Below are 21,791 nucleotides of genomic sequence, written 5' to 3'. Positions count from 1 at the left end.
CGCGGGCGTGATTTCGATTTGTGGCAGCAAGTTATCCGGTTCGACGGCTCAACTCTCTGAGCTTCATCAAAGCATAAACCGATTCAAGATGGGGAATCGGCACGCCTGCGTTCCATCCCGCCCTCACGGCATTACCTAGAATGGCCTCCGTCTCCATCGGCCGACCGGCCTCGAAATCCAGCAGCATACTGGTCTTGTATGGGGGCATCTTGTAGGTGCTTTCGATGTTTTTATCGACGGTATCTTCGGGCAACGGATGTCCCGTGGCTTTGGCGATCAGGCAAACCTCTTCCATGATGGCCCGAATGAAAGACTCTTGAGTCGAGAGTATGTCATTCGTGCTGAGCCCCGCGGAGAGGACCGACAGCGGGTTGAAGGGCGCGTTCCAAACGCATTTTTGCCAGCGGGCGGCAACGATATCCTCGGAGGCGACGCATGTAATGCCGGATCGCTCGAATACTCTACAAAGCGCCAGAGCTTTTTCCGAAAGCCCCTGCGGATAATTGCCCAAGGCTAGCCGGCCGTAAGCCTGGTGCCAGATTTTGCCGGGTGCGGTGCGGGTGACGCATATGAATGCGAGGCCGCTGATCAGTTCGTTATCGGGAAAGGCTTTCGCGATTTCGTCTTCGATGTCGATGCCGTTGGAAACGAGAACGATGGACGTGTCGGGTCCCACGGCGTCTTTCAGAAGGCAGATGCGATCGGCGTTTTCGACCACTTTGATGCACAAAAGAACGTAGTCGGGCTTTTCGGTCAATTCGGCCGCGTTGCGTACGACGGTGTGGGGCCGGAAGTGATAAGCGCCCAGTTTGGTGTCGCTCGTAATGTCTATGCCATGAGCTTTGACGTGTTCGTAGTCGGAACGGGCGATCATCGAAACTTTAGCGCCCTGCTTGGCGAGCAGTGAACCGTAAAAGCTGCCGACCGCTCCTGAACCTATGACGAGTACCTTCATGTCGATTCTTCCAGATAGTTCTTGAGAAAAGGAATCGTGAGCTTGCGCTTAGCGGCTAGGGTCGCGTGGTCCAATTCGTCCAGCAAGCGCTTCAAGGAGGAAAGATCTCGGTGATAATGAGAAAGCAAGAAGCGTCCGACTTGTGGCGACAGATCTAAGCCCAGCGAGCGGGCATGGGCGCCGAGGACGATTAGTTTATCCTCGTCGTTCAATGGTTGCAGGCGCAAGGTTAATCCCCAGCCTAAGCGGGTTTTGAGGTCGGGCAAACGGATCGCAAGTTCGGCGGACGGCACGCCGGCAGCGGCAATGAGGCGATTGCCGTGGTCTCGCAAACAATTGAACAAATTGAATAAAGCTCGTTCCCAGGCATCGTCTCCGGCGACGGAATCGACATCGTCCAGGCAAACCAGATCCTGATGCTCCAGGCCATCGAGCACGCCGGGACCGTACTCGCGGAGGCCGGATAGCGGCAGATAAGAGACCGACAAGCCGCTTTGACACGCTTCCCGACAGCAGGCATTGAGCAAGTGGCTCTTGCCGGTGCCCGGTTCACCCCACAAAAAAATCAGCGTTTCGCCCCGACCGCTGGCGGCATGTTTTAGATGAGCGACGATTTCGGCGTTGGCTCCCGAGTGGTATTGCAGAAAACCCAGTTCGGGATTGAAAGCGAAGCGCAGGGGGAGTTGCTCCGCCATGAGTTCAAAAATGTTTAACCGTCGCGGCGTATTGCAGCATATCCGAAAGCAATCCGTCGAAAGCGTCAGTCAAGACCACTAGGAGTTACTTCACTTGGGCGCCTTTCAGCGCCAGCGCCACACGCGCCAAACGGGCTCCGAACGCCCGACACAGTTTCCGCTCTTCGTCGCTGACCGCGTTGTCACTCCCGGTGTGCCGGCTGGGTCCGTAGGGCGTTCCGCCGCTGGTGGTTTCGAGAAGCGCGCTTTCACTGCTGGGGATCCCGACCAGAACCATGCCATGGTGGAGCAGGGGCAATAACATGGTGATCAGCGTCGCTTCTTGGCCGGCGTGCATGGACGAAGTGGCCGTGAAGACGCCAGCCGGTTTACCGGATAATGCGCCCGAAAACCACAAGGAACTGGTGCTGTCGATGAAATATTTGAGGGGCGCCGCCATATTGCCGAAGTGCGTAGGGCTTCCCAAGGCCAGCGCATCGCAGTTTTTCAGATCGTCGATCGTTGCGTAAGGCGGACCAGCTTCAGGAATAGTCTCCTCGGTGGCCTGGCAGACCGGCGATACTTCAGGGACGGTACGAATCTTGGCGACGGCGCCGGGAACTTCCTCGACGCCTCTCGCGATCAGATTGGCCATTTCGGCCGTGGAACCCCAACGGCTATAGTAGACGATTAGAACTTCAACCATGAAAAGGACGAAACACGTGAGTAAAGAGGTGCGAGCCAAAGTGACTCGCCAAAGTACTTGAGACCTTGCCGGTCTTAAAGAATCTTTAAAACGTTCTCCGGCGGACGTCCGACGGCCGCCTTCTCGTTTGCCAGCACGATAGGCCGCTCGATGAGGATCGGGTTTTTCACCATGGCGCCTATTAATGCTTTGCGATCCAGATCACGATTATCCAGCCCGGCGTCCTTATATGCCGCTTCGCCTTTGCGCATCAAGTCGCGGGGCTCCATGCCCAGTTTGGCCAGAATGGTCTCCAGCTCGGATGCGCTAGGAGGTGTTTTCAGATATTCGATTACCGTGGGCTCGATGCCTTTACTCTTGAGAAGCTCAAGCGTAGCGCGGGATTTACTGCAGCGGGGGTTATGGTAAATCGTAACAGTCATGGCTATAGCTCTCGAAGTCGATCGTGACGCGTCGAAAGGTTGCGGTTCATCAAATGACCGGCGGATTGCTCGTGCTCGGTTTTGCCGGTCCTAATTGGAAAGCTTGATCGTTTAACCGAGACCGCCGCGCGTTTTTTGTTCCCGTTCCTGCTCTTTACCGATGATTTTAACCAGTTCGGTAAGTTCGCCGGCGAGTATCTCGAGGAGATCGTCGCTGGTCAGAATGCCGGCCAGCAAGCCCTGCTGATTGACGACGGGGATGCGGCGAACACCCTTTACACGCATTCTCTGCAAGGTTTCCCAAAGTCCGTCTTCTTCGCGGGCCGTTATCAGTTCGTAGCTCATGATATCCCCGACGGCGACTGCATTCGGGTCCAGTTCCGCGGCAAGAATTTCCACGACGAGATCGCGATCGGTCACGATGCCGACGGGTTTCGCTCCTTCCGATGAGTCCTCTACGACTACGGCGCTGCCGACGTGAAACTCGCGCATCAGTTTGGCCGCTTCGATGATCGAGTTTTCTTTTCTTAGGATGACCGTATCGCGGTTACAGAATTGTCCAACAGACATGATGATCCTTTGCGCTGTAGATTGATGGAGGATTTGTATTTTAACCGTTTGAGTGGCCGGTTGCAGGAAAAACCGCCGGTATCGCTAACCGGGCAGGAAGATGTAAAGCAGCACGCCGCCCAAAATCAGCCGATAGATCACGAAGGGTAACATGCCGATACGATCGAGGAGTCTCAGGAACCAGTCAATGGTAATGTAGGCAACGATACCGGAGAGCAGCGCTCCGAGGGACATGTTCCACCAGGATACCGTCTGGTCGGATTCGAATAACTCGTATGCCTTGAGTAATCCCGCCAATGCCGTTACCGGGATCGACAGCAGAAACGAAAATCGGGCGGCAGCTTTGCGATCCAGGCCGCGGAACAAACCGCCGGTTATCGTGATACCCGATCGGGATGTGCCGGGAATCAGCGCCACGGCTTGAAAGAGACCGACTATCAAAGCATCTTGCCAGTTCATGTCGGCATCGGTACGTCGTTCGGCGCTCACTTTTTGCGCCAGCCAAAGTACCAAGGCGAACACTATCGTGCTAGCGGCGATGACCAGCGGATTGCGGAGCTGGGTCTCGACATAACCGTTGGCCGCCAGCCCCGCGACGCCCGCCGGAATCGTCCCCAGAATTACGTACCAAGCAAGTTTCGCATCCGTGCTCATGCCCTTTCCGGAGATCGAACGAAACCAGGCTCCGGCCATATCGCGCAGAGCGCCCGCGTAATAGACCACGACCGCGGTCAGCGTTCCGATGTGGACGGCGACGTCAAAGGCCAAGCCTTGATCATGCCAGCCGAAAACCACCGGCATCAGGATAAGGTGAGCGGCGCTCGAAATGGGCAGAAATTCGGTCAGCCCTTGCAAGAGAGCCAGGTAATACACGTGATGGCAGTCCATGAGGATCCTTTAATCGTCTGAAAAACCGGTGTCGATCAGTTCCCGCAGAACGGCGGTCGCGTAAGCCCCGGCGGGCAGCGCGAATCGCAAATGCATGCTGCTCGGGCCGGACCGTTCCCACTGAAATCCGTCCGGGCAAAGTCGCAGCGGCCGGCGGGCCATCTCGACGCCGAAATCTTCGAGACCGCGGCAGAGAACCGGCTCTTCCTCGGCTGCGGCCGTCTCTATGGCCAGTGCCTCATCGGTAACGGCCGGTGTACCTTTGCCCCAGAGCGCGCCGCTTGGATGAATTTCCTTGGCCTCAAGCCGTTGCGTGATTTCCGGAGTAATAGCGTCGGGCTTAAAAAAACTGCGCGAGTCGGGAAACATGAAGGCATCGCCGGTAACCGCGCGATCCCAGACGTCTCGGCTTATCCGCTTGGCGAGGATGCCGTTGAACAAATGAGAACGCGCGGCAGACAAATAAAGCCCGCGACGGTGAGCGTCCACCCGCCCGAGCGTACCCGCGAAAAGAGCCGATGCCTTCGCAAGGTTCTGTCCCTCGCGGCCGAACCGTTGCGTTCCAAAATAATTGGGAACCCCACATTCGCCGATCTGTTTCAGGCGTCGTTCCAATAGCGGGATGTCGCATTTCAATTCGCGAACGGCGATTTCGAAACGATTGCCGGCTGCCGCGCCTTTTTTTAGCTTGCGGCTGTTGCGCCGGACTTCGAGTATGCGGAGGGAGGGGGATTCAAGTTGCCTCCAGTCCGGTTCGGCCTTGCCCGGCAGCCATACGCTGAACCATTGAATGGTCTTGCCGTGGCGGTCCTTAAGGCCCGCGTAGCCTATGTCCCGTGTCGGGATTCCGGCAAAGCGGGCCAGTTGGCGGGCGACGTAGTCGGTATTTTCGCCGCGTTTTTCGATGCGCAGAAAAAAGTGTTCGCCCTGGTCGGAAGGCTCGAAACCCAGCAGTTCCTCGACGACGAAATCTTCCGGCGACGTCTTGATAATGCCGGTTCCGGCAGGCCCACCAAAGGCGTAGGGCAGGGCGGCGGTCGAATCGCCCATGGCTTAATTTTTCTGAAGGAGCGTTACCGCATAGGCGGAGATGCCTTCGCCCCGGCCTTCGAAGCCCATGCCTTCGGTCGTGGTGGCTTTGACGTTGACCGCGTCGTGCGCAATGTCGAGGTCATCCGCGATGGTTGTGCGCATTTTTTCGATATAGGGCGCGAGCCGCGGCTTTTGTGCGACGATGGTCAGATCGACGTTGACCACGGTGTAGCCGCGTTCGGTGATCTTGGCGTGAACCTCGCGGAGCAAAACCCGGCTGTCTATGCCCTTGAAACTGGGGTCGGAATCCGGGAAATGCCGACCGATATCGCCCAGTGCCGCCGCACCCAATAAGGCATCGCACAAGGCGTGTAACGCAACGTCTCCATCCGAGTGCGCCGCGAGGCTCTTTTCATAATCGATGGCTACGCCCCCCAGGACCAGTTGGCCGCCATCTTTGAACCGATGTGCATCGTAACCTTGACCTATTCGTAGCATTGTCGCTCCAGGTAAAAAGCCGCCAGAGGAAGATCCTCCGGCCGCGTAATCTTGATATTGTCCGGGCGTCCTTCCACGATCTTCGGGCGCAATCCTCGAAGTTCGAGAGCGCTGGCTTCGTCCGTCACGATCAGTTTCCGTTCGGCAGCATCGATCAGCGCATGCTTGAGCATACGAAAGCGGAACATCTGTGGCGTCAGCGCGCGCCAGATCCGGCTGCGGTCGATGGTTTCGACGATTTCGCCCGCCTCTGCGCCTTTCAGGGTATCCGTGACCGGCAGTGCCAGTATGCCGCCGACTTCATCGTTCCTAAGCCGATCGATCAGTTTTTGAACATCGCTGATCGTGATACACAGCCGAGCTGCATCGTGCACCAACACCCAGTCGTCCGGTTCGGCCACGTTCTCGAGACTCGTTAAGGCGGAAAGCACGGAGTCGGCACGCTCCTTACCTCCGGGGGCGACCCGGATCTTGGGATGGGTAGCACAAGGTAGATCGGACCAATAACCATCCTCGCTCCCGAGAGCCACGACGACGCCGGCCAAGACATCGATCGCCAGCAACCGCTCCAGGGTATGCTGCAATACCGGCTTCCCCAGGACTTGAAGGTATTGCTTCGGTACGTCGACCCCCATGCGTTTACCCACGCCGGCTGCAGGGACAATGGCCCAGAATCGATTATTTCGGCAGGTGTCGGTCATGGACAACAGATGCTAACGAGGCCTTTCGGTCTTTTGTGGCGTAGTTTTCCGCTCCGAAGGCTTTGGTTGCGGCGATCGGTCGTGTGTCTTGTTCTTAGGCATTTCGATCACTTGGACGAAAGTCTCTCCCTGCTTGATCATCCCCAGTTCTTGGCGAGCCCGTTCTTCGATGGCGTCCGTTCCTTCCTTCAAATCTCTGACATCGGCTTCCAGCGCCGCGTTACGTTCGCGCCGCTTTTCGCCCTCCTCCGTGAGCTTTTCGATACGGTCCTGCAACTCCTGCAATTCGGCGATTCCGCCATCGCCCAGCCACAGTCGGTACTGGAGCAGGGCGATCAACACCAGCAAGAAGACAATCAGCTTTTTCACACTGTCGTCGGACGGCGTCCCGCCTTTCAGAGCGCTTGACGGAAGGCGCTGCGGCCGGTGTACCGGGCTTTATCGCCCAATTGCTCTTCGATCTTGAGAAGCCGATTGTATTTGGCGACTCTATCGGATCGGCTGAGAGAGCCGGTTTTGATTTGTCCCGCGCAGGTGGCCACGGCGAGATCCGCGATAGTGGTGTCCTCTGTTTCGCCGGAACGGTGCGAGACGACAGCCGTATATCCGGCCTGGTGGGCCATGGCTATGGCTTCCAGGGTTTCCGTCAAGGTACCGATTTGATTGACCTTGATCAGGATGGAGTTGGCGATCTTGGCCTCGATGCCCTGTTTCAGGATAGCGGGATTCGTGACGAAAAGATCGTCGCCTACCAGCTGAATGCGGCTCCCCAGCCGATCGGTCAATAGTCTCCACCCGTCCCAGTCGTCTTCGGCCATGCCGTCTTCGATGGTGATGATGGGATATTTGTCGACCCAGGCAGCAAGATAGTTCGCGAACTCGTCCGAAGTGAACCGTTTATTCTCGGATTCCAGCGTATAGACGCCGTCCCGGTAAAACTCGGAGCTGGCGACGTCCAGGCCGAGATAGATGTCTTTTCCCGCTTTATATCCTGCCCGTTCTATCGCTTCCAGGATGACGCCGATGGCGGATTCGTTGGACGGCAGATTCGGCGCGAAGCCGCCTTCATCGCCCACGCCGGTGCTCAGGCCCTGTTCGGCCAGTACCTTTTTCAGAGCGTGGAAGACTTCGGCGCCGTAGCGGAGAGCTTCCCGGAAGCTGGGCGCGCCGACGGGAAGAATCATGAACTCCTGCATGTCCACGCTGTTGTCGGCATGCGCGCCGCCGTTGATGATGTTCATCATGGGGACCGGCAACAGGAACTCGCCGCTGCGGTTGAGGTACGCGTAGAGCGGCTTGCCGGCATCGGTCGCCGCGGCATGGGCGGTCGCCAGGGAGACGCCGAGAATGGCATTGGCGCCCAAGCGGCCTTTGTTGTCGGTGCCGTCCAGTTCGATCATCTTGCGGTCGATGGCCGCCTGGTCATCGGCGTCCATGCCCAAGACGGCGGACCGGATCGCTGTTTTGACGTTCTCGACCGCTTTCAATACGCCTTTGCCCAGATAGCGGGTTTTATCGCCGTCCCGAAGCTCGATGGCCTCTCGGGTTCCGGTGGAAGCGCCGGACGGCACCATGGCGGAGCCGGTTGCTCCGGAGTCGAGTATGACCTCTGCGGCGACTGTGGGATTGCCTCTGGAGTCGAGCACCTCGTGTGCCCGCACTTCGGTGATTTTGCTCATCGGTTCCGTTCCTCTGGTATCGGAGTGTCGTTGTAATAATTCCGTCTAGACCATTCCGCGTTGTTTGACGATGCGGTCTATTTCGACAAGCACCTCCAAGAGCTCCTTTATGCGAGCCAAGGGCCATGAATTGGGGCCGTCGCTCTTCGCTTTGTCCGGTTCGGGGTGGGTTTCCATGAACAGGCCGGAGATGCCCACCGCCAGGGCGGCCTTGGCCAAGGTCGGTATGAATTCCCGTTGCCCTCCGGAAGCCGTGCCTTGACCGCCGGGCAGCTGCACCGAGTGGGTGGCGTCGAACACCACGGGACAGCCGGTCTCGCGCATGATGACGAGAGAGCGCATGTCGGAGACCAGGTTGTTGTAACCGAACGAGACGCCGCGCTCGCAGACGAGGACCTGTTCGTTGCCGACGGCTCTTGCCTTGTTGGCTACGTTTTTCATGTCCCACGGGGCCATGAATTGGCCTTTCTTGATATTGACCGGCTTGCCTTGCGCACAGACGTCCTGAATGAAGTTGGTTTGCCGGCAGAGAAACGCCGGTGTCTGCAACACATCGACGACGGCGGCGACTTCGCCTAAAGGGGTATCCTCGTGGACGTCGGTCAGCACCGGTACGCCGATGGTATCCCGTACCTTTTCGAGAATGCGCAGTCCTTCCTCGAGGCCGGGGCCGCGGAAACTTTCGTGCGACGAGCGGTTCGCCTTGTCGAAGGAGGATTTATAGATAAAGGGAATGCCGAGGCTGGATGTGATTTCCTTGAGTGTTCCCGCGGTCTCCAAGGCGAGTTGCTCGCCTTCGATGACGCAGGTGCCGCCAATCAGGAAAAACGGCCGGTCCAAGCCGACTTCGAATCCGCACAGTTGCATCAGTTCGCCTTCTTGTTTTGATGATATTCGGCGGCGGCGCGCACGAAGCCCGTGAAAAGAGGGTGGCCGCCACGCGGGGTGGACGTGAATTCCGGATGAAATTGGCAGGCGAGGAACCACGGATGATCGGGGATCTCGATCATTTCCACCAAGCGGCCGTCCAGGGATTTGCCGCACACCCTGAGTCCTGCGTCCTCAAGGGATTTGAGATAGCGGTTGTTGAACTCGTAGCGGTGGCGGTGGCGCTCGTTGATGACGTCCTTGCCGTAGACTCTATGGCCCAGGCTGCCGCTGACCAGCCGGCATTTCTGGCCGCCCAGACGCATGGTGCCGCCCAGATCGGACTTTTCGTCCCGATGCTCGATCGTGCCGGAGTCGTCCTGCCACTCCGTAATCAGGGCGATGACCGGATGCGGTGTTTTCGGCAAGAACTCCGTGCTGTGGGCGCCTTCCAGTCCCGCCGCATCGCGCGCGAATTCGATGACCGCCACCTGCATCCCTAAGCAAATGCCGAGATAGGGGACTTTCTTCTCGCGAGCGTACTTGACCGTGGCGATCTTGCCTTCGACACCCCGTTCGCCGAAGCCGCCGGGCACCAGAATGGCGTCTACGCCTTCCAGCGAGCCGGTGCCTTTGTCCTCGATTTCTTCCGATTCGATGAATCGGATTTTGACCTTGGTCCTGGTCTGAATGCCGGCATGAATGAGCGCTTCGGTCAGCGATTTGTAGGCGTCGGAATGATTGACGTACTTGCCTACCATGGCGATCGTCACTTCATGGCCGGGATGCTCCAGGGCATCGATCACTCTCTGCCATTCGGAGAGGTCGGCCGCGCCGGCATCGAGTTTGAGTTTTTTCACGACGATATCGTCCAGCCCCTGTTCGTGCAGCAGCAGCGGAATTCGATAAATGGTGTCGGCATCGACGGCGGAGATGACGGCATCTTCCCCGACGTTGGTGAAGAGTGCGATCTTTGTTCGCTCGGCCTTGGGGATGATCCGGTCCGAGCGGCAAATCAGAACGTCGGGCTGAATGCCGATGGTTCGGAGTTCCTTCACCGAGTGCTGGGTGGGCTTCGTCTTGAGCTCGCCGGCGCTCGCGATGTACGGAACGAGGGTGAGATGAATGAACAGGCATTTGTCATCGCCCAACTCGACTCGCATCTGGCGCGTGGCTTCCAAAAAGGGCAGCGATTCAATGTCGCCGACCGTCCCTCCGATTTCGATCAGGGCCACGTCGTAGCCTTCCGCGCTGAGCCGGATGACGCGCTTGATCTCGTCCGTGATATGGGGGATAACTTGCACGGTCGCTCCGAGGTATTCCCCTCGTCGCTCCTTGCGGATGACATTTTCGTAAATCTGCCCGGTGGTCCAACTGTTGACCTTGCCCATCGTGGTGCTCAGGAAGCGCTCGTAATGGCCAAGGTCCAGATCGGTTTCGGCGCCATCCTCGGTGACGAAAACCTCGCCGTGCTGAAACGGGCTCATGGTGCCCGGATCGACATTGATATACGGATCGAGTTTGGTCAGTGTAACTTTAAGACCGCGGGCCTGCAGGATTGCGGCAAGCGACGATGCGGCAATGCCTTTGCCCAGGGATGAGACGACTCCGCCGGTAATAAAAATATATTTGGTCATTCAACGATGGGTAAATTTAGGCTGCGTAACGATCGCCGAGGCAGCGGCCGTCGCGTCGGACTTCAAAAGGATTTGTCAGCATATTCTACTCAACCTGTGGATCGGAGTCACCGCCCAGGTTGTTTACAATCGAATATTGAATCGCACTAACATGGTGAAAATACAACGACTAATGCGGAGACGTTATTTGATGAATGGGGCGAGATTACTCACGATTGTTTTTGGGGTGGCGATAATGTCCATGGTCTCCGGGTGCACATGGGTAGAGCTCAAGCCGCAGGGCGAAAAGATTCGTATGCTCACGCCGCCCGAAGTGGGGCGCTGTAAATTTTTGGGGCGTATCACGTCGAATACGGCGGCGACCATCGGTATCTTTGCCCGCAGCAAAGATACCGTACAAGAGGAAGTTGAACGTCTCGCCCGCAATAACGCGGCGGACATGGGGGGAGACACCATCGTGCCGACCGGCCCCCTGATCGATGGTGAGCAGTCTTTCAATGTTTACCGCTGCATCAATCCTTAATTAGCCGAAGGCAGTGCGCCGGAAAAACTCTCCGGCGCGTGCCACCGGATCACGATATTAAAGTCGTTCGGTTGCCCGGCATAAGAATCGGACACCCACCATCCCGCCACTGCGGCTAGCTCGTCGCCGATGTAGATCAGCGGTGTTCTCTCCCGGATCCAAGGTGTAATGCCGGCTTCCTGAAACAGTTTTTTCAGATCGTGGGAGCCTTCGCGGCCGGGCAGGCGTAGCGATTCGCCGCCTTGCCGGTAGCGAACGGTGATTTTGCCGGCTCGCCATGCCGTTAACGAGATGCCGGCTCGTTTTTCAGTGGTGACGCTGAGGTCGCCGTTCCCGTCCGGCAGATGGAGTGTCGTAGCACCATCCCATGGAATGACTCTATTCGGATGGAAAGGCGAAGCGGCCGGCATCAGGAAGATCTCTCCCCGATAGCGCCGAATCTCGCCTTCGCTCCACCGGATTACGGGATTTCGGTCCGGTCTGGCGTTCAGCGTTTCGTTCAAAACCCTATCAATAACGCGAGTCGAAGGCATGCGGAAACCGCGGCTCCGCAGCCACTCGCGCAGAATCAGGCGGCGGTCCGCTTCCGAACACGGTCTCAGCCGATCCAGAAGAAGCGTGTTTCGCAGCGGATGAATAACGGACTTCAGCAAGTCCGCGGCAAGCGAGTTCAGCAGCGTTTGCGCTTCGGCACAATGTTGGGCCGTGCGGACCAGCGCGTCCTTGGTCGCCGGCCAGCGGTTTTCGAGCAAGGGGATGATCTCGTGGCGTATGAAATTGCGGTCGTAACTCAAGTCGCGGTTGCTGGGGTCTTCGATCCAGGTCAGCTCGTGTGCTTGAGCGTACTCGCGGAGCTGTTCGCGGGAAAAAGACAGTAACGGCCGCAGCAGAAATCCTGGGCCGAAGGCGGTGCGTTCCGGCATGGCGGCAAGGCCGGCGATACCCGCTCCGCGAAGCAGTTGGAGCAATAGCGTCTCCGCCTGGTCGTCCCTATGCTGTGCGGTCAACAAGACCTCGCCGTCGGACAGAAGCGCGCGCAGGGCATCGTAGCGCGCGTTTCGCGCGGCTTCCTCTGGACTCTCGCCGGGTTTCGCGGCGGCGTTGACCCGTAACAGACGGAACGGAATTCCAAGCATCCGGCAGCTCGCTTCGCAAAATTCGGCCCATTCTTCGGCGGCTGCTTGCAGGCCGTGATGGACATGTACGGCAGTAAAGCGGAGGTTCTGATCTTTGGCTTTCAGTTCCGCACAGAGATGAAGCAAAACGAGCGAGTCGAGTCCGCCGCTGTACGCGATCCAGTAGCGGGATGCCGGCGGCTGGCGAGATAGAATTCGATCGAGTGTTTCGGCAGAAAGGCTCATCTAAGCCGTGAAGTAAGGGGCGGTGATTATCCGCCCCGCATCAATGAAGCTAGGCTACGGCTTCCTCGAAAATACCGTAGCTCATCAACCGCTCGTAGCGCTGTTGCAATAAGGTCTCGATGGGCGTGCGACGCAGCTCTTCGAGATGCCGTTTCAGTGCCGCTTTCAAATTATCGCCGGTTTGCTTGCGGTCTCGATGGGCGCCGCCCAACGGTTCGGGAACAATCTCATCGATGAGTTCCAGTTCCTGCAGCCGATCCGACGTAATGCCCATGGCTTCGGCCGCGAGCTCGGCCTTGTCCGCGCTTTTCCAAAGAATGGAGGCGCAGCCTTCCGGCGAAATGACGGAATAGGTGCTGTACTGAAGCATCAACAGGCGGTCGCCCACACCGATAGCCAGCGCGCCTCCCGAACCGCCTTCGCCCACCACGGTACAAATGATCGGGGTGCGCAGTTTGGACATTTCGAAAAGGTTGCGGGCGATGGCCTCGCTCTGACCCCGTTCCTCTGCGCCGATGCCGGGATAGGCGCCGGGCGTGTCGATAAAGCAGAGGATGGGTAAGCGGAACCGCTCGGCGAGATGCATCAACCGGAGCGCCTTGCGGTAGCCTTCGGGCCGCGGCATGCCGAAATTGCGGTAGATCTTTTCCTTGGTATCGCGGCCTTTTTGATGGCCGATGATCAGAACCGGCTGTCCGTCGAGTTTGGCGAGTCCACCCACGATTGCCGGATCATCGGCGAATCCGCGATCCCCATGAAGCTCGTGGAAATCATCGAACATCAGGTCGAGGTAGTCCAGCGTATACGGACGCTGGGGATGGCGGGAAATCTGCGATATCTGCCACGCCGTCAACGAGGAGAATACCGATTCGGTCAGCTTGCGGCTTTTTTCTTCAAGCCTCGCAATTTCCTCGCTGATGTTGATTTCATTGTCGAATCCGACGCGCTTGAGTTCTTCGATTTTGGCTTCGAGTTCGGCAATGGGTTGTTCGAAATCTAGGAATTTCAGGTCCATTTGTCGTTTTTTTAGGGTACACGGAGAACGCCTAGTTTAACACCTCGGCAAGGAAATTCCGCAGACTCTCCCAAGAGCGGCGATCGGCGGTCTCGTCGTAAACCGTACCGAACGATCGATCGTTTGCCATGGGATTGGTGAAGGCGTGCAGGGTGTTACCATAAATATGGATTTGCCAGTCTGCCTCGGCTTCGGTCAGTTCTTTAGCCAGATTCGCCGCCTGATCGGGTGGTGCCATGGGGTCGTCGTGGCCGTGCAGCACGAGAACCTTGGCCTTGATTTTATTGCCTTGAGTATTGCCCGGCGGCAAAAATAAGCCGTGGAAACTGACAACGCCGCGCAGATCGGCGCCGGTGCGGGCAAGGTCCAGTACGCATAGGCCGCCGAAGCAAAAACCCATGGCCGCGATCCGTTTGGGATCGACCTGGGGGAGCTTGCGGACGGTTTCCAGAGCTGTGGTGATGCGGTCCTGCAACAGGCGGCGATCATTCATGAGCGGATTCATCAGCCGTGCGTTCTCCTCGGGGCCGCTTCCGATGATGCCTTTGCCATACATATCGAGTGCAAACGCCGCATAGCCCAGTTCGGCCAATTTACGAGCCTTGTTGCACACGAATTCGTCCCTGCCTCCCCAGGCATGAGAGATCAATACGGCCGGCAAAGGCTGAGGGCGCTTATTGTCATACGCGAAAAAGCCTTCGAGCTGAACGTCGTTATGGCTGTAGTCGATGGCTTGAGTTGTAACGGCCATTAAGAAGGTCTCCAAAAGTATCGAATGAATTAGGCAAATAGCTTAAAGGATCGTCGGTCTTAACGAGGTGCATCCCCGGTCGAGAAAGAATGCCGCCATTGCTGATCTTCCCGCTCGAAGATGCGGTCGGCTTCCTCGGGGCCCCAGGAGCCGGCGGGATAAGTGTGAATGAATTCCCTCTCTACCGACCATGTTCTTATGATGGGATCGACGACTCGCCAGGCCCACTCCACCTCATCCGAGCGCAAGAACTGAGAGTGATCGCCGCCGATGACGTCGAGCAGAAGGGACTCGTAGGCGTCCAATTGATAACCGGCCTGATAACAGGTGCTGGCATCGAGTTGAGTGGTTCGGGCGCGCATGCCGATGCCGGGTTCTCGAACCTGAACCTCGGCGCGAATGCATTGCTCGGGCTGTATGCCCATCAGCAGCCAGTTGGGGGGCAGCGCCTCGATCTGGGTTTCGCGAAACAATTGCTGCGGCGGGTGCTTAAAGCGTATGGCGATGAGAGAACTGTTCCTCGCCAAGCGTTTTCCCGTCCGCAAATAAAACGGTACATTGCGCCAGCGCCAGTTGTCGATATAAAGCTTCAGGGCGGCATACGTTTCGGTCGTGCTTTGCTTGTCGACCTGCTTTTCGTCGAGATATCCGGGCACCTCCTGGTTCTCGATGCGCCCGCGAGCATATTGCGCACGGAAGGCGTGAGCATGGACCGCGGCCTTTGGGATGGGGCGAATGGATTTCAGCGCCTTGACCTTTTCGTCCCGGATCGATTCGGCGTCCATGGTCGCCGGAGGTTCCATGGCTACCAAAGCCAACATCTGCATCAGATGGCTCTGGATCATGTCGCGCAGCGCACCGGCGGTTTCGTAGTAGTCCGCCCGGTCTTCGATTCCCGCCGATTCGCTGTGGGTGATCTGCACATGGTCGATGAGGTTGCGGTTCCACAACGGTTCCCACATGAGATTCGCAAAGCGGAACACGAAAATGTTTTGCACCGTTTCCTTACCTAAGTAGTGGTCAATCCGAAAGATTTGATGTTCCGTAAAGTTGCGGTGCAGGCAGCGATCGAGGACTTGTGCGTCCTCCAAGTCATAGCCGAACGGCTTTTCCACCACGAGACGGCGCCAGCCGGCGACTTCCCGGTTGAGTCCGCTAAGCGCCAAATAGTCGGCCGCCGCTTTGTATTCGGACGGCGGAAGCGAAAGGTAATACACGTGATTGGGCGGAAACTCGGGGCCTGTGTCCAGGACTTGCCTTAGCTGTACCGATGAGTCCGTATCGCCGATGTCCGCCGAAAAGAAATGCAGGCGGTTGCTAAAGCGCTCAAGAGCGTCCCGGTCGAGTGTGCTGCCCAAACGCTCTTCTAGCCATTTGGATACCTCGTCTCTCCAATGGGAATTATCCCAATCCCGCCGGCCGACACCTAAGACGACCATCGCCGCGGGCAGTCGGCCTGCCTTGTCCAATTGGTACAGGGCAGGCATTAGTTTGGTGCGGGAAAGGTGGCCGGTAGATCCAAAAATAGTGAAGACGCACGCGTCGAGCATCGTTTCCTCCCGGCGAATCGGTTATGCCATGGATGATACTGTTTAGCCCCGTTTCCGCCAATGCGTGAACCGGTTGAAATGGCTTCATTGCCTTTGAAATCAGGATTTGATAAGTAGTTTCCCAGTATTTCAAATTTCAACTTGGACTGAGTATTTCGATGAACGAAGATCGGCTGGATCGGGTGCTAGTCTTAATAGACGAAGCTAATGCACAGGACCCTAATAGTGAGGTTTGGCGAGGCGAATCCTATTCCAAGGAATTGCTTTACGGGATGCGCATGACGGAATGGCTTGACCGCCTCTATCCCGATGCGCCGGATTTGCTGCACATCGCCGCGCGCGGGCAGCACATTCGACGTTGGGAGGTTCCCCGGCAGACCTACCCGGACACGCGCGAGGGGTATCTGCAATGGCGCAGCTATCTATATGGTTTTCATGCCGATTGTGTTGCACAGCTTATGACACAAGCTGGATACGATCCGATAGACATCGAGCGGGTCCGCAAAGTTCTTCAGAAACGCGGTTTGAAAAACGATCCGGACGTTCAATCGATCGAGGACGTCGCGTGCCTCGTGTTTCTCGATTACTACTTTGTCGCCTTCGCGGCGATTCACGATGAAGAAAAGCTGATCGGTATCGTCCGCAAGACCTGGAAAAAGATGTCCGAGCACGCGCGGAGCCGCGCATTGGAGCTGGAATTTCCGGAGTCTGTCCGGGCGCTGCTCGCAACGGCTTTGGAAGCGGCATAGGCAGCAAGCGCCAAATGGCGGAGATTACCCGAAGGCGTCAGCGGCGATGATTTTCTGCCAGCTCCGGGCATGCTCGGCTTCTTTCCGCCGATCGCCGTTCATGGGTGTTTCACCCGTCGACACGGCCTCGAGCTGCTTCTCGGTTGGCGAATACTTGTACACGCCGGTGATCGAGATCGCATAATCCGGCTTTAAAAAGCTATAGCAGTGGTTGATCAGGCTTGGATGACCCGGTTCGCGGTCTTGCAGCAGATCAATTACCGCCGCGGCGCAGATCTTGGCCTGCGAGTTGGCGGCAAATGCCGATTTGGGCATGGGCGTTGCCGTACAGGCATCGCCGATAATGTGCACGTAAGGTGCCAGCGGCGATTCGAAGGTGAGCGGATCGATGGGGCACCAGCCCGATTGATCGGTCAGCCCCGCCTGATGCGCGAGTTTGCCGGCCTTTTGCGGCGGGATCACGTTCAAAACATCCGCACGGTGCTCGTCGAACTCGGTGAAGACGACGCGCGATTGCGCATCTACCCGTTCTATCTTTCCTTCCTTTTCCGCCGAGATCCATTCCACCATCCCTGGATAAAGCTCTTCCCAGCCTTGGAGGAAGAGCGATTGTTTGGAGAATTGGGTTTTCGCATCCAGAATGAGCACTTTGGAGCGCGGTTTGTAACGCTTCAAAAAATGCGCTATCAGTGACGCACGCTCGTAAGGTCCCGGCGGACAACGATACGGATTGGCGGGTGCCGTGATCAGAACCACGCCACCGTCAGGCATGGCCTGCAATTGGCGACGCAGAAGTGTGGTCTGTGGCCCTGCTTTCCAGGCATGAGGAGCCAACAGACTGGCAGTCTCGTCGTAACCGTCGATGGCGTCCCAGCGGAAATCGATGCCCGGTGCGACGATTAGCCGATCGTAAGGTATGGCCGATCCATCCCCCAATGACACGGTGCGCCGAGCAGTGTCGATAGTTTGGGCTTCGGCTGTTACCGTTTGAATTCCCTGAACGTTCCTGAGGATGTCATATTTCCGACGAAGCTCATCGGGCTGCTTTAGGCCGGCGATAACTTCATTCGATCCGGGGCAGGACAAGTAATTAGCCTGTTGCTCAACCAAAGTGACTTCAAGTTCCGGATTGAGCAGCTTGAGGTACTTCGCAGCGGACGCTCCCGCGAACCCGCCGCCGACTACCGCTACGCGGGCTTTTTCGCGTCGTGATCCGGTGCTGGGATGGTTTACCGAACAGCCGACTGTTCCAAGCGCCGAAATCGCCCCGGCCCACTTGATGAAACTTCGTCGGGAAATTGGTGCCATGCGTTCTCCTAGCGATGATTTTTGAAGAACCGGGCTAACTCTAGGAAATCTTGATATTGATATCCCCTTGCAATGCGGTCCATCACCGTGGCTGAGCGGTAACCCGTTTTAAATTCCTGCATTGTGCGGATGAATTCGGATTCGGGGATGCCGCTAATCGCCGGAATCGAGCCTATACCTTGGCCCGATGCGCCATGGCAACCGGTGCAAGCGAGGGCGATTCGGGCGAAACCCGGGCGCTCAAGATTGTCGCTGAATGCAGCTTGCGGAATCGAAAGTGCGAGCGCACCGGCGTATGCCGATACTTGCAGAATTCGGGTCAGTCGCATATCTGGCCTATTTCTCGGGGAGGGCATCAAGTTAGCGTACATCGCCGAGGCACATTTGAGAATCATGTTGCCTATTGAGCATTTTGAGCATTGGGCTCTGATGCGATGTCCGCTAGAACTGCTGACTATCGTCCGGTCCGTTTGTTTGCAATGAGCGGTTGCCTCTGCTTGGGCACGTTCGAATCAGTCGAGCGCCTTGAAAGCGTCGAGTGACAAGTCTTTGGAAAGGTTTTTTAAGTCACCAATTAAAACAATGGGTTGCGCTTATAAACGACGCTTTTTAGCGATGTAAATATGTATTCTTTCATAGATAGACTGTTCCTTGACAAGGCATGAATGAGTGATAGACTGCAACGCACCCTAGGAGTGGGGCATTTTGTCGCAGGGGCCCTTGGGCCAGGGGCAAGAATGAAGAAGACAAGGATGCACGACGAGGTAGCGGGGCGGCGACGCACCGCGAATGAGTACTAACTTTGGAGGTAAAACTATGGCTGCAACAACAGTTGGTGGCGTAGCAGCGCAAGACAAGCCGCTTTTGGACATGAAGTGGCTGACCTTTGCGTTCATGCTGTACACGGTCTTTTATATGTGGGTTCGGTGGTATGAAGGGGTCTACGGCTGGTCCGCCGGTCTGGATTCGTTCGCACCGGAATTCGAGACGTACTGGATGAACTTCCTGTACACCGAAATCGTACTGGAAGTGGTCACCGCCTCGATTCTGTGGGGCTACCTGTGGAAGACCCGTGACCGCAACCTGGCGGCACTGGCGCCGCGGGAAGAACTGCGCCGGAACATGACGCACCTGATTTGGCTGTTTGCGTATGCATGGGCCATTTACTGGGGTGCGAGCTACTTCACCGAGCAGGACGGCACCTGGCACCAGACGATTGTTCGCGACACCGACTTCACGCCGTCGCACATCATCGAGTTCTACCTGAGCTATCCGATCTACATCATCACGGGTGGTGGCGCGTTCCTGTATGCGCATACCCGCCTGCCGCACTTTTCGACGTCGAAAGGCTTGTCGCTGGCGTACCTGATTCTGTGGACCGGTCCGTTCATGATTCTGCCGAACGTTGGCTTGAACGAATGGGGTCACACCTTCTGGTTTATGGAAGAGTTGTTCGTAGCGCCCTTGCACTACGGCTTCGTGATCTTCGGCTGGCTGGCATTGGCCATCATGGGCGTGTTGCTGCAGGTGTTTGCGAGCTTCTCGAACCTGATGGGCAAGGAAATCTGTGAAGCGGTGGATCAAGGTCTGATCGCGAAATAAGTTTGGATGGGTTGCGGCGGGGCGGCGACGATAGCTACTATCGATCGGCGCGGCCGCTGCGACCGGCACTGGACGTGACGATGACCGCCCGGCGGGCGGTCGTCTAAAACGACAATAAATGAACTTTTGGAGGTAACTCATGAGCGCACTTCAATCTGCGGTTCGGTCTCATGCCGAAGCAGTGCAAGTCTCCAGGACCATTGACTACCTGGGGATCTTCATTTTCTTCTTTGTAGTGTGTGGTTCGTATCACATTCACGCCATGTTGACCATGGGTGACTGGGACTTCTGGTCGGACTGGAAAGACCGTCGTCTGTGGGTCACGGTGACCCCGATCGTGTTGGTGACCTTCCCGGCGGCGATCCAGGCGTGGGCCTGGGAAAAGTTCCGCAACCCCTGGGGCGCGACCATCGCGGTGTTGGCGTTGCTGTTTGGTGAATGGGTCAACCGCTACTTCAACTTCTGGGGCTGGACCTACTTCCCCATCAACTTCGTATTCCCGGCGGTTCTGGTTCCGGGTGCGATTTTGCTCGACACCTTCCTGATGCTTTCGGGCAGCTACCTGTTCACGGCGATCGTGGGCGGTATGGCGTGGGGTCTGGTGTTCTATCCGGGCAACTGGCCGATGATTGCGCCGCTGCACGTGCCGGTGGAATACAACGGCATGCTGATGTCGATTGCCGACATTCAGGGTTACAACTATGTCCGTACCGGTACCCCCGAGTACATCCGCATGGTTGAAAAAGGCACCCTGCGTACCTTCGGTAAGGACGTAGCGCCGGTATCGGCTTTCTTCTCGGCGTTCATGTCGATCCTGATCTACTTCATGTGGCACTTTGTGGGCCGTTGGTTCTCGACCATTCGGTTCTTGAAGCAGACCTAATCGGGACCGGAATCGGACGTACAAGCAAAACGCACCCAGCCTTTGAAGCGCCCTGACGCGGGGGCTTGAGAGGCGGGTACAACAGAATAGACTCGAGAGAGGAAGAACCTATGAAACTACTCAAAGACAGGATCGCCAAGTGGTCCATGGTCGGTTTGCTGGCCACGTTTGCCGCGACCAGCTTCTACGCGCCGAGCGCCTCGGCCCACGGTGAGAAATCGCAGGCGGCGTTCATGCGTATGCGTACCATCCACTGGTACGATCTGAACTGGTCGAAAGAGAAGGTGAAGGTCAACGACACCGTCGAAATCACCGGTAAATTCCACGTGTTCGAAGGCTGGCCGGAAACGGTCGCCGAGCCCGATACCGCGTTCTTGAACATCGGTATTCCGGGTCCGGTCTTCATCCGCAAAGAATCGTACATCGGTGGCCAGTTGGTGCCGCGTTCGGTGCGCTTGGAGATCGGCAAGACCTACGAGTTCAAAGTTGTGTTGAAAGCGCGCCGTCCGGGTGACTGGCACGTGCACACCATGATGAACGTCGAAGGCGGTGGTCCGATCATCGGCCCCGGCAAGTGGATCACGATCGAAGGCTCCATGAGCGAATTCAAGAACCCGGTGACCACCCTGACCGGTCAGACCGTGGATCTGGAGACCTACAACGAAGGCAACACCTACTTCTGGCACTTCTTCTGGTACGCCATTGGCGTCGCCTGGATCGTGTACTGGGTCCGTCGTCCGGCCTTCTTGCCGCGCTACCTGATGGTGGAAGCGGGCCGTGCGGACGAGCTGGTCTCGGCGGGTGACAAGAAAGTGGCGATGGGCTTTGCCGCGGCGACGATCCTGATCGTGATCTTCGCGATGTCGAGCGCCAACAGCAAATACCCGATCACCATTCCGTTGCAGGCCGGCACCATGAGAGGCATTCAGCCGATCGAAATGCCGAAGTCGACGATTTCGGTGAAGGTTGCCGACGCCACCTACCGGGTACCGGGCCGTGCGATGCGCATGAAGCTCACCGTCACCAACAACGGCAACAAGCCGGTGCGGTTGGGTGAGTTCTACACCGCGTCGGTGCGTTTCCTGGACAGCGATGTCTACCGCGACACCACCGGTTATCCGGAAGACCTGTTGGCGGACGATGGGCTTGAAGTGAGCGACAACAGCCCGCTGCAGCCGGGTGAGACGCGGACGATTGACGTCACCGCCAGCGATGCGGCGTGGGAAGTCTATCGTTTGTCCGACATCATCTACGATCCGGACAGCCGCTTTGCCGGTCTGTTGTTCTTCTTTGACGATGCGGGCGGCCGTCAGGTCACCCAGATCGACGCTCCGCTGATCCCGTCCTTCATGTAAGACCGCGGGGCGCCGGGTCCCGGCGCCCTCGAGGCTTTACGACCGACGGTCGGCACTGAAAAGCC

The 21,791-nt window shown here is 57.4% G+C and carries 24 protein-coding genes; 5 read left to right on the top strand and 19 right to left on the bottom strand.

All coding sequences use genetic code 11. The features are described 5' to 3' along the window. Positions 1-31 precede the first annotated feature (31 nt). From ACR2R1_RS07280 to ACR2R1_RS07220, 13 genes are all read right to left on the bottom strand, one after another. Positions 32-955: a ketopantoate reductase family protein gene (locus tag ACR2R1_RS07280; RefSeq protein ID WP_434113321.1), complete on the bottom strand. Its 924-nt coding sequence runs from the start codon at positions 953-955 to the stop codon at positions 32-34. After that, positions 952-1,650, bottom strand: a complete 699-nt coding sequence (gene hda / locus ACR2R1_RS07275; protein ID WP_086133547.1) for a DnaA regulatory inactivator Hda — start codon at positions 1,648-1,650, stop codon at positions 952-954. The genes ACR2R1_RS07280 and hda overlap by 4 nt, the downstream gene beginning before the upstream one ends. 85 nt (positions 1,651-1,735) lie before the next feature. Next, on the bottom strand, positions 1,736-2,335 hold the full coding sequence (wrbA, locus tag ACR2R1_RS07270) for an NAD(P)H:quinone oxidoreductase (RefSeq protein WP_077732494.1): 600 nt from the start codon (positions 2,333-2,335) through the stop codon (positions 1,736-1,738). Between the two features lie 74 nt (positions 2,336-2,409). After that, the gene (gene arsC, locus ACR2R1_RS07265) at positions 2,410-2,757 is read right to left on the bottom strand and encodes an arsenate reductase (glutaredoxin) (RefSeq protein WP_086133549.1); all 348 of its coding nucleotides are present in this window, start codon (positions 2,755-2,757) and stop codon (positions 2,410-2,412) included. A gap of 111 nt (positions 2,758-2,868) precedes the next feature. Further along, positions 2,869-3,327, bottom strand: a complete 459-nt coding sequence (locus tag ACR2R1_RS07260) for a CBS domain-containing protein (RefSeq protein ID WP_133717238.1) — start codon at positions 3,325-3,327, stop codon at positions 2,869-2,871. An 84-nt stretch (positions 3,328-3,411) separates the two neighbouring features. Next, positions 3,412-4,215, bottom strand: a complete 804-nt coding sequence (locus tag ACR2R1_RS07255; RefSeq protein WP_133717239.1) for an undecaprenyl-diphosphate phosphatase — start codon at positions 4,213-4,215, stop codon at positions 3,412-3,414. A gap of 9 nt (positions 4,216-4,224) precedes the next feature. After that, positions 4,225-5,265, bottom strand: a complete 1,041-nt coding sequence (truD, locus tag ACR2R1_RS07250) for a tRNA pseudouridine(13) synthase TruD (RefSeq protein ID WP_156879854.1) — start codon at positions 5,263-5,265, stop codon at positions 4,225-4,227. A gap of 3 nt (positions 5,266-5,268) precedes the next feature. Next, positions 5,269-5,745 (bottom strand): 2-C-methyl-D-erythritol 2,4-cyclodiphosphate synthase, encoded by a 477-nt coding sequence (gene ispF / locus ACR2R1_RS07245; RefSeq protein WP_077732460.1) that lies wholly within the window; start codon positions 5,743-5,745, stop codon positions 5,269-5,271. Continuing rightward, positions 5,733-6,446, bottom strand: coding sequence for a 2-C-methyl-D-erythritol 4-phosphate cytidylyltransferase (gene ispD, locus ACR2R1_RS07240; RefSeq protein WP_156879855.1), 714 nt, complete (start codon positions 6,444-6,446; stop codon positions 5,733-5,735). Before ispD ends, ispF begins: the two co-directional genes overlap by 13 nt. Positions 6,447-6,458: 12 nt before the next feature. Continuing rightward, positions 6,459-6,815, bottom strand: coding sequence for a cell division protein FtsB (gene ftsB / locus ACR2R1_RS07235; RefSeq protein ID WP_077732458.1), 357 nt, complete (start codon positions 6,813-6,815; stop codon positions 6,459-6,461). A 26-nt stretch (positions 6,816-6,841) separates the two neighbouring features. Further along, complete coding sequence (gene eno / locus ACR2R1_RS07230) at positions 6,842-8,125, bottom strand: phosphopyruvate hydratase (RefSeq protein ID WP_077732457.1); 1,284 nt, start codon at positions 8,123-8,125, stop codon at positions 6,842-6,844. A 45-nt stretch (positions 8,126-8,170) separates the two neighbouring features. Further along, entirely contained in the window at positions 8,171-8,992 is an 822-nt protein-coding gene (gene kdsA / locus ACR2R1_RS07225; protein WP_086133553.1) for a 3-deoxy-8-phosphooctulonate synthase, read from the bottom strand. Next, positions 8,992-10,629, bottom strand: a complete 1,638-nt coding sequence (locus ACR2R1_RS07220) for a CTP synthase (protein ID WP_133717243.1) — start codon at positions 10,627-10,629, stop codon at positions 8,992-8,994. The genes kdsA and ACR2R1_RS07220 overlap by 1 nt, the downstream gene beginning before the upstream one ends. 235 nt (positions 10,630-10,864) lie before the next feature. On the opposite strand from ACR2R1_RS07220, the gene ACR2R1_RS07215 reads away from it, so the two are divergent. After that, positions 10,865-11,152 (top strand): DUF4156 domain-containing protein, encoded by a 288-nt coding sequence (locus ACR2R1_RS07215; RefSeq protein WP_168183759.1) that lies wholly within the window; start codon positions 10,865-10,867, stop codon positions 11,150-11,152. Here the strand turns inward: ACR2R1_RS07215 and tilS are convergent. The 4 genes from tilS to zwf are packed head-to-tail and all read right to left on the bottom strand — an operon-like array spanning position 11,149 to position 15,829. Beyond that, positions 11,149-12,513, bottom strand: coding sequence for a tRNA lysidine(34) synthetase TilS (gene tilS, locus ACR2R1_RS07210; protein WP_434113317.1), 1,365 nt, complete (start codon positions 12,511-12,513; stop codon positions 11,149-11,151). The genes ACR2R1_RS07215 and tilS overlap by 4 nt on opposite strands. 49 nt (positions 12,514-12,562) lie before the next feature. Beyond that, positions 12,563-13,528 carry an acetyl-CoA carboxylase carboxyl transferase subunit alpha gene (gene accA / locus ACR2R1_RS07205; RefSeq protein WP_434113315.1) on the bottom strand — a complete coding sequence of 322 codons (966 nt, stop codon included), beginning with the start codon at positions 13,526-13,528 and terminating at the stop codon, positions 12,563-12,565. Between the two features lie 31 nt (positions 13,529-13,559). Next, positions 13,560-14,279, bottom strand: coding sequence for a dienelactone hydrolase family protein (locus ACR2R1_RS07200; RefSeq protein WP_347257929.1), 720 nt, complete (start codon positions 14,277-14,279; stop codon positions 13,560-13,562). Positions 14,280-14,338: 59 nt separating this feature from the next. Further along, the gene (gene zwf, locus ACR2R1_RS07195) at positions 14,339-15,829 is read right to left on the bottom strand and encodes a glucose-6-phosphate dehydrogenase (protein WP_434113312.1); all 1,491 of its coding nucleotides are present in this window, start codon (positions 15,827-15,829) and stop codon (positions 14,339-14,341) included. A 158-nt stretch (positions 15,830-15,987) separates the two neighbouring features. Here zwf and ACR2R1_RS07190 point away from each other — a divergent pair, with 158 nt between their 5' ends. Next, the gene (locus tag ACR2R1_RS07190; protein WP_347257928.1) at positions 15,988-16,578 is read left to right on the top strand and encodes a DUF4202 domain-containing protein; all 591 of its coding nucleotides are present in this window, start codon (positions 15,988-15,990) and stop codon (positions 16,576-16,578) included. Between the two features lie 24 nt (positions 16,579-16,602). Here ACR2R1_RS07190 and ACR2R1_RS07185 read toward each other — a convergent pair whose 3' ends face one another. Continuing rightward, the gene (locus tag ACR2R1_RS07185; protein WP_086133559.1) at positions 16,603-17,886 is read right to left on the bottom strand and encodes an NAD(P)/FAD-dependent oxidoreductase; all 1,284 of its coding nucleotides are present in this window, start codon (positions 17,884-17,886) and stop codon (positions 16,603-16,605) included. A gap of 8 nt (positions 17,887-17,894) precedes the next feature. After that, entirely contained in the window at positions 17,895-18,215 is a 321-nt protein-coding gene (locus ACR2R1_RS07180) for a c-type cytochrome (RefSeq protein ID WP_077732447.1), read from the bottom strand. Positions 18,216-18,702: 487 nt separating this feature from the next. Here ACR2R1_RS07180 and amoC point away from each other — a divergent pair, with 487 nt between their 5' ends. From amoC to amoB, 3 genes are all read left to right on the top strand, one after another. Next, positions 18,703-19,488, top strand: coding sequence for a bacterial ammonia monooxygenase, subunit AmoC (gene amoC, locus ACR2R1_RS07175; protein WP_434113310.1), 786 nt, complete (start codon positions 18,703-18,705; stop codon positions 19,486-19,488). Between the two features lie 139 nt (positions 19,489-19,627). Beyond that, positions 19,628-20,371: a bacterial ammonia monooxygenase, subunit AmoA gene (amoA, locus tag ACR2R1_RS07170; RefSeq protein ID WP_086132856.1), complete on the top strand. Its 744-nt coding sequence runs from the start codon at positions 19,628-19,630 to the stop codon at positions 20,369-20,371. A gap of 110 nt (positions 20,372-20,481) precedes the next feature. Continuing rightward, positions 20,482-21,726 carry a bacterial ammonia monooxygenase, subunit AmoB gene (gene amoB, locus ACR2R1_RS07165; RefSeq protein ID WP_086132855.1) on the top strand — a complete coding sequence of 415 codons (1,245 nt, stop codon included), beginning with the start codon at positions 20,482-20,484 and terminating at the stop codon, positions 21,724-21,726. Positions 21,727-21,791: the final 65 nt, after the last annotated feature.

This window comes from Methylocaldum sp. GT1TLB (assembly GCF_051027445.1).
GTDB lineage: Bacteria > Pseudomonadota > Gammaproteobacteria > Methylococcales > Methylococcaceae > Methylocaldum.
Note: the sequence above shows the minus strand (reverse complement) of the source record. Positions and strands in the feature narration are given on the sequence as shown.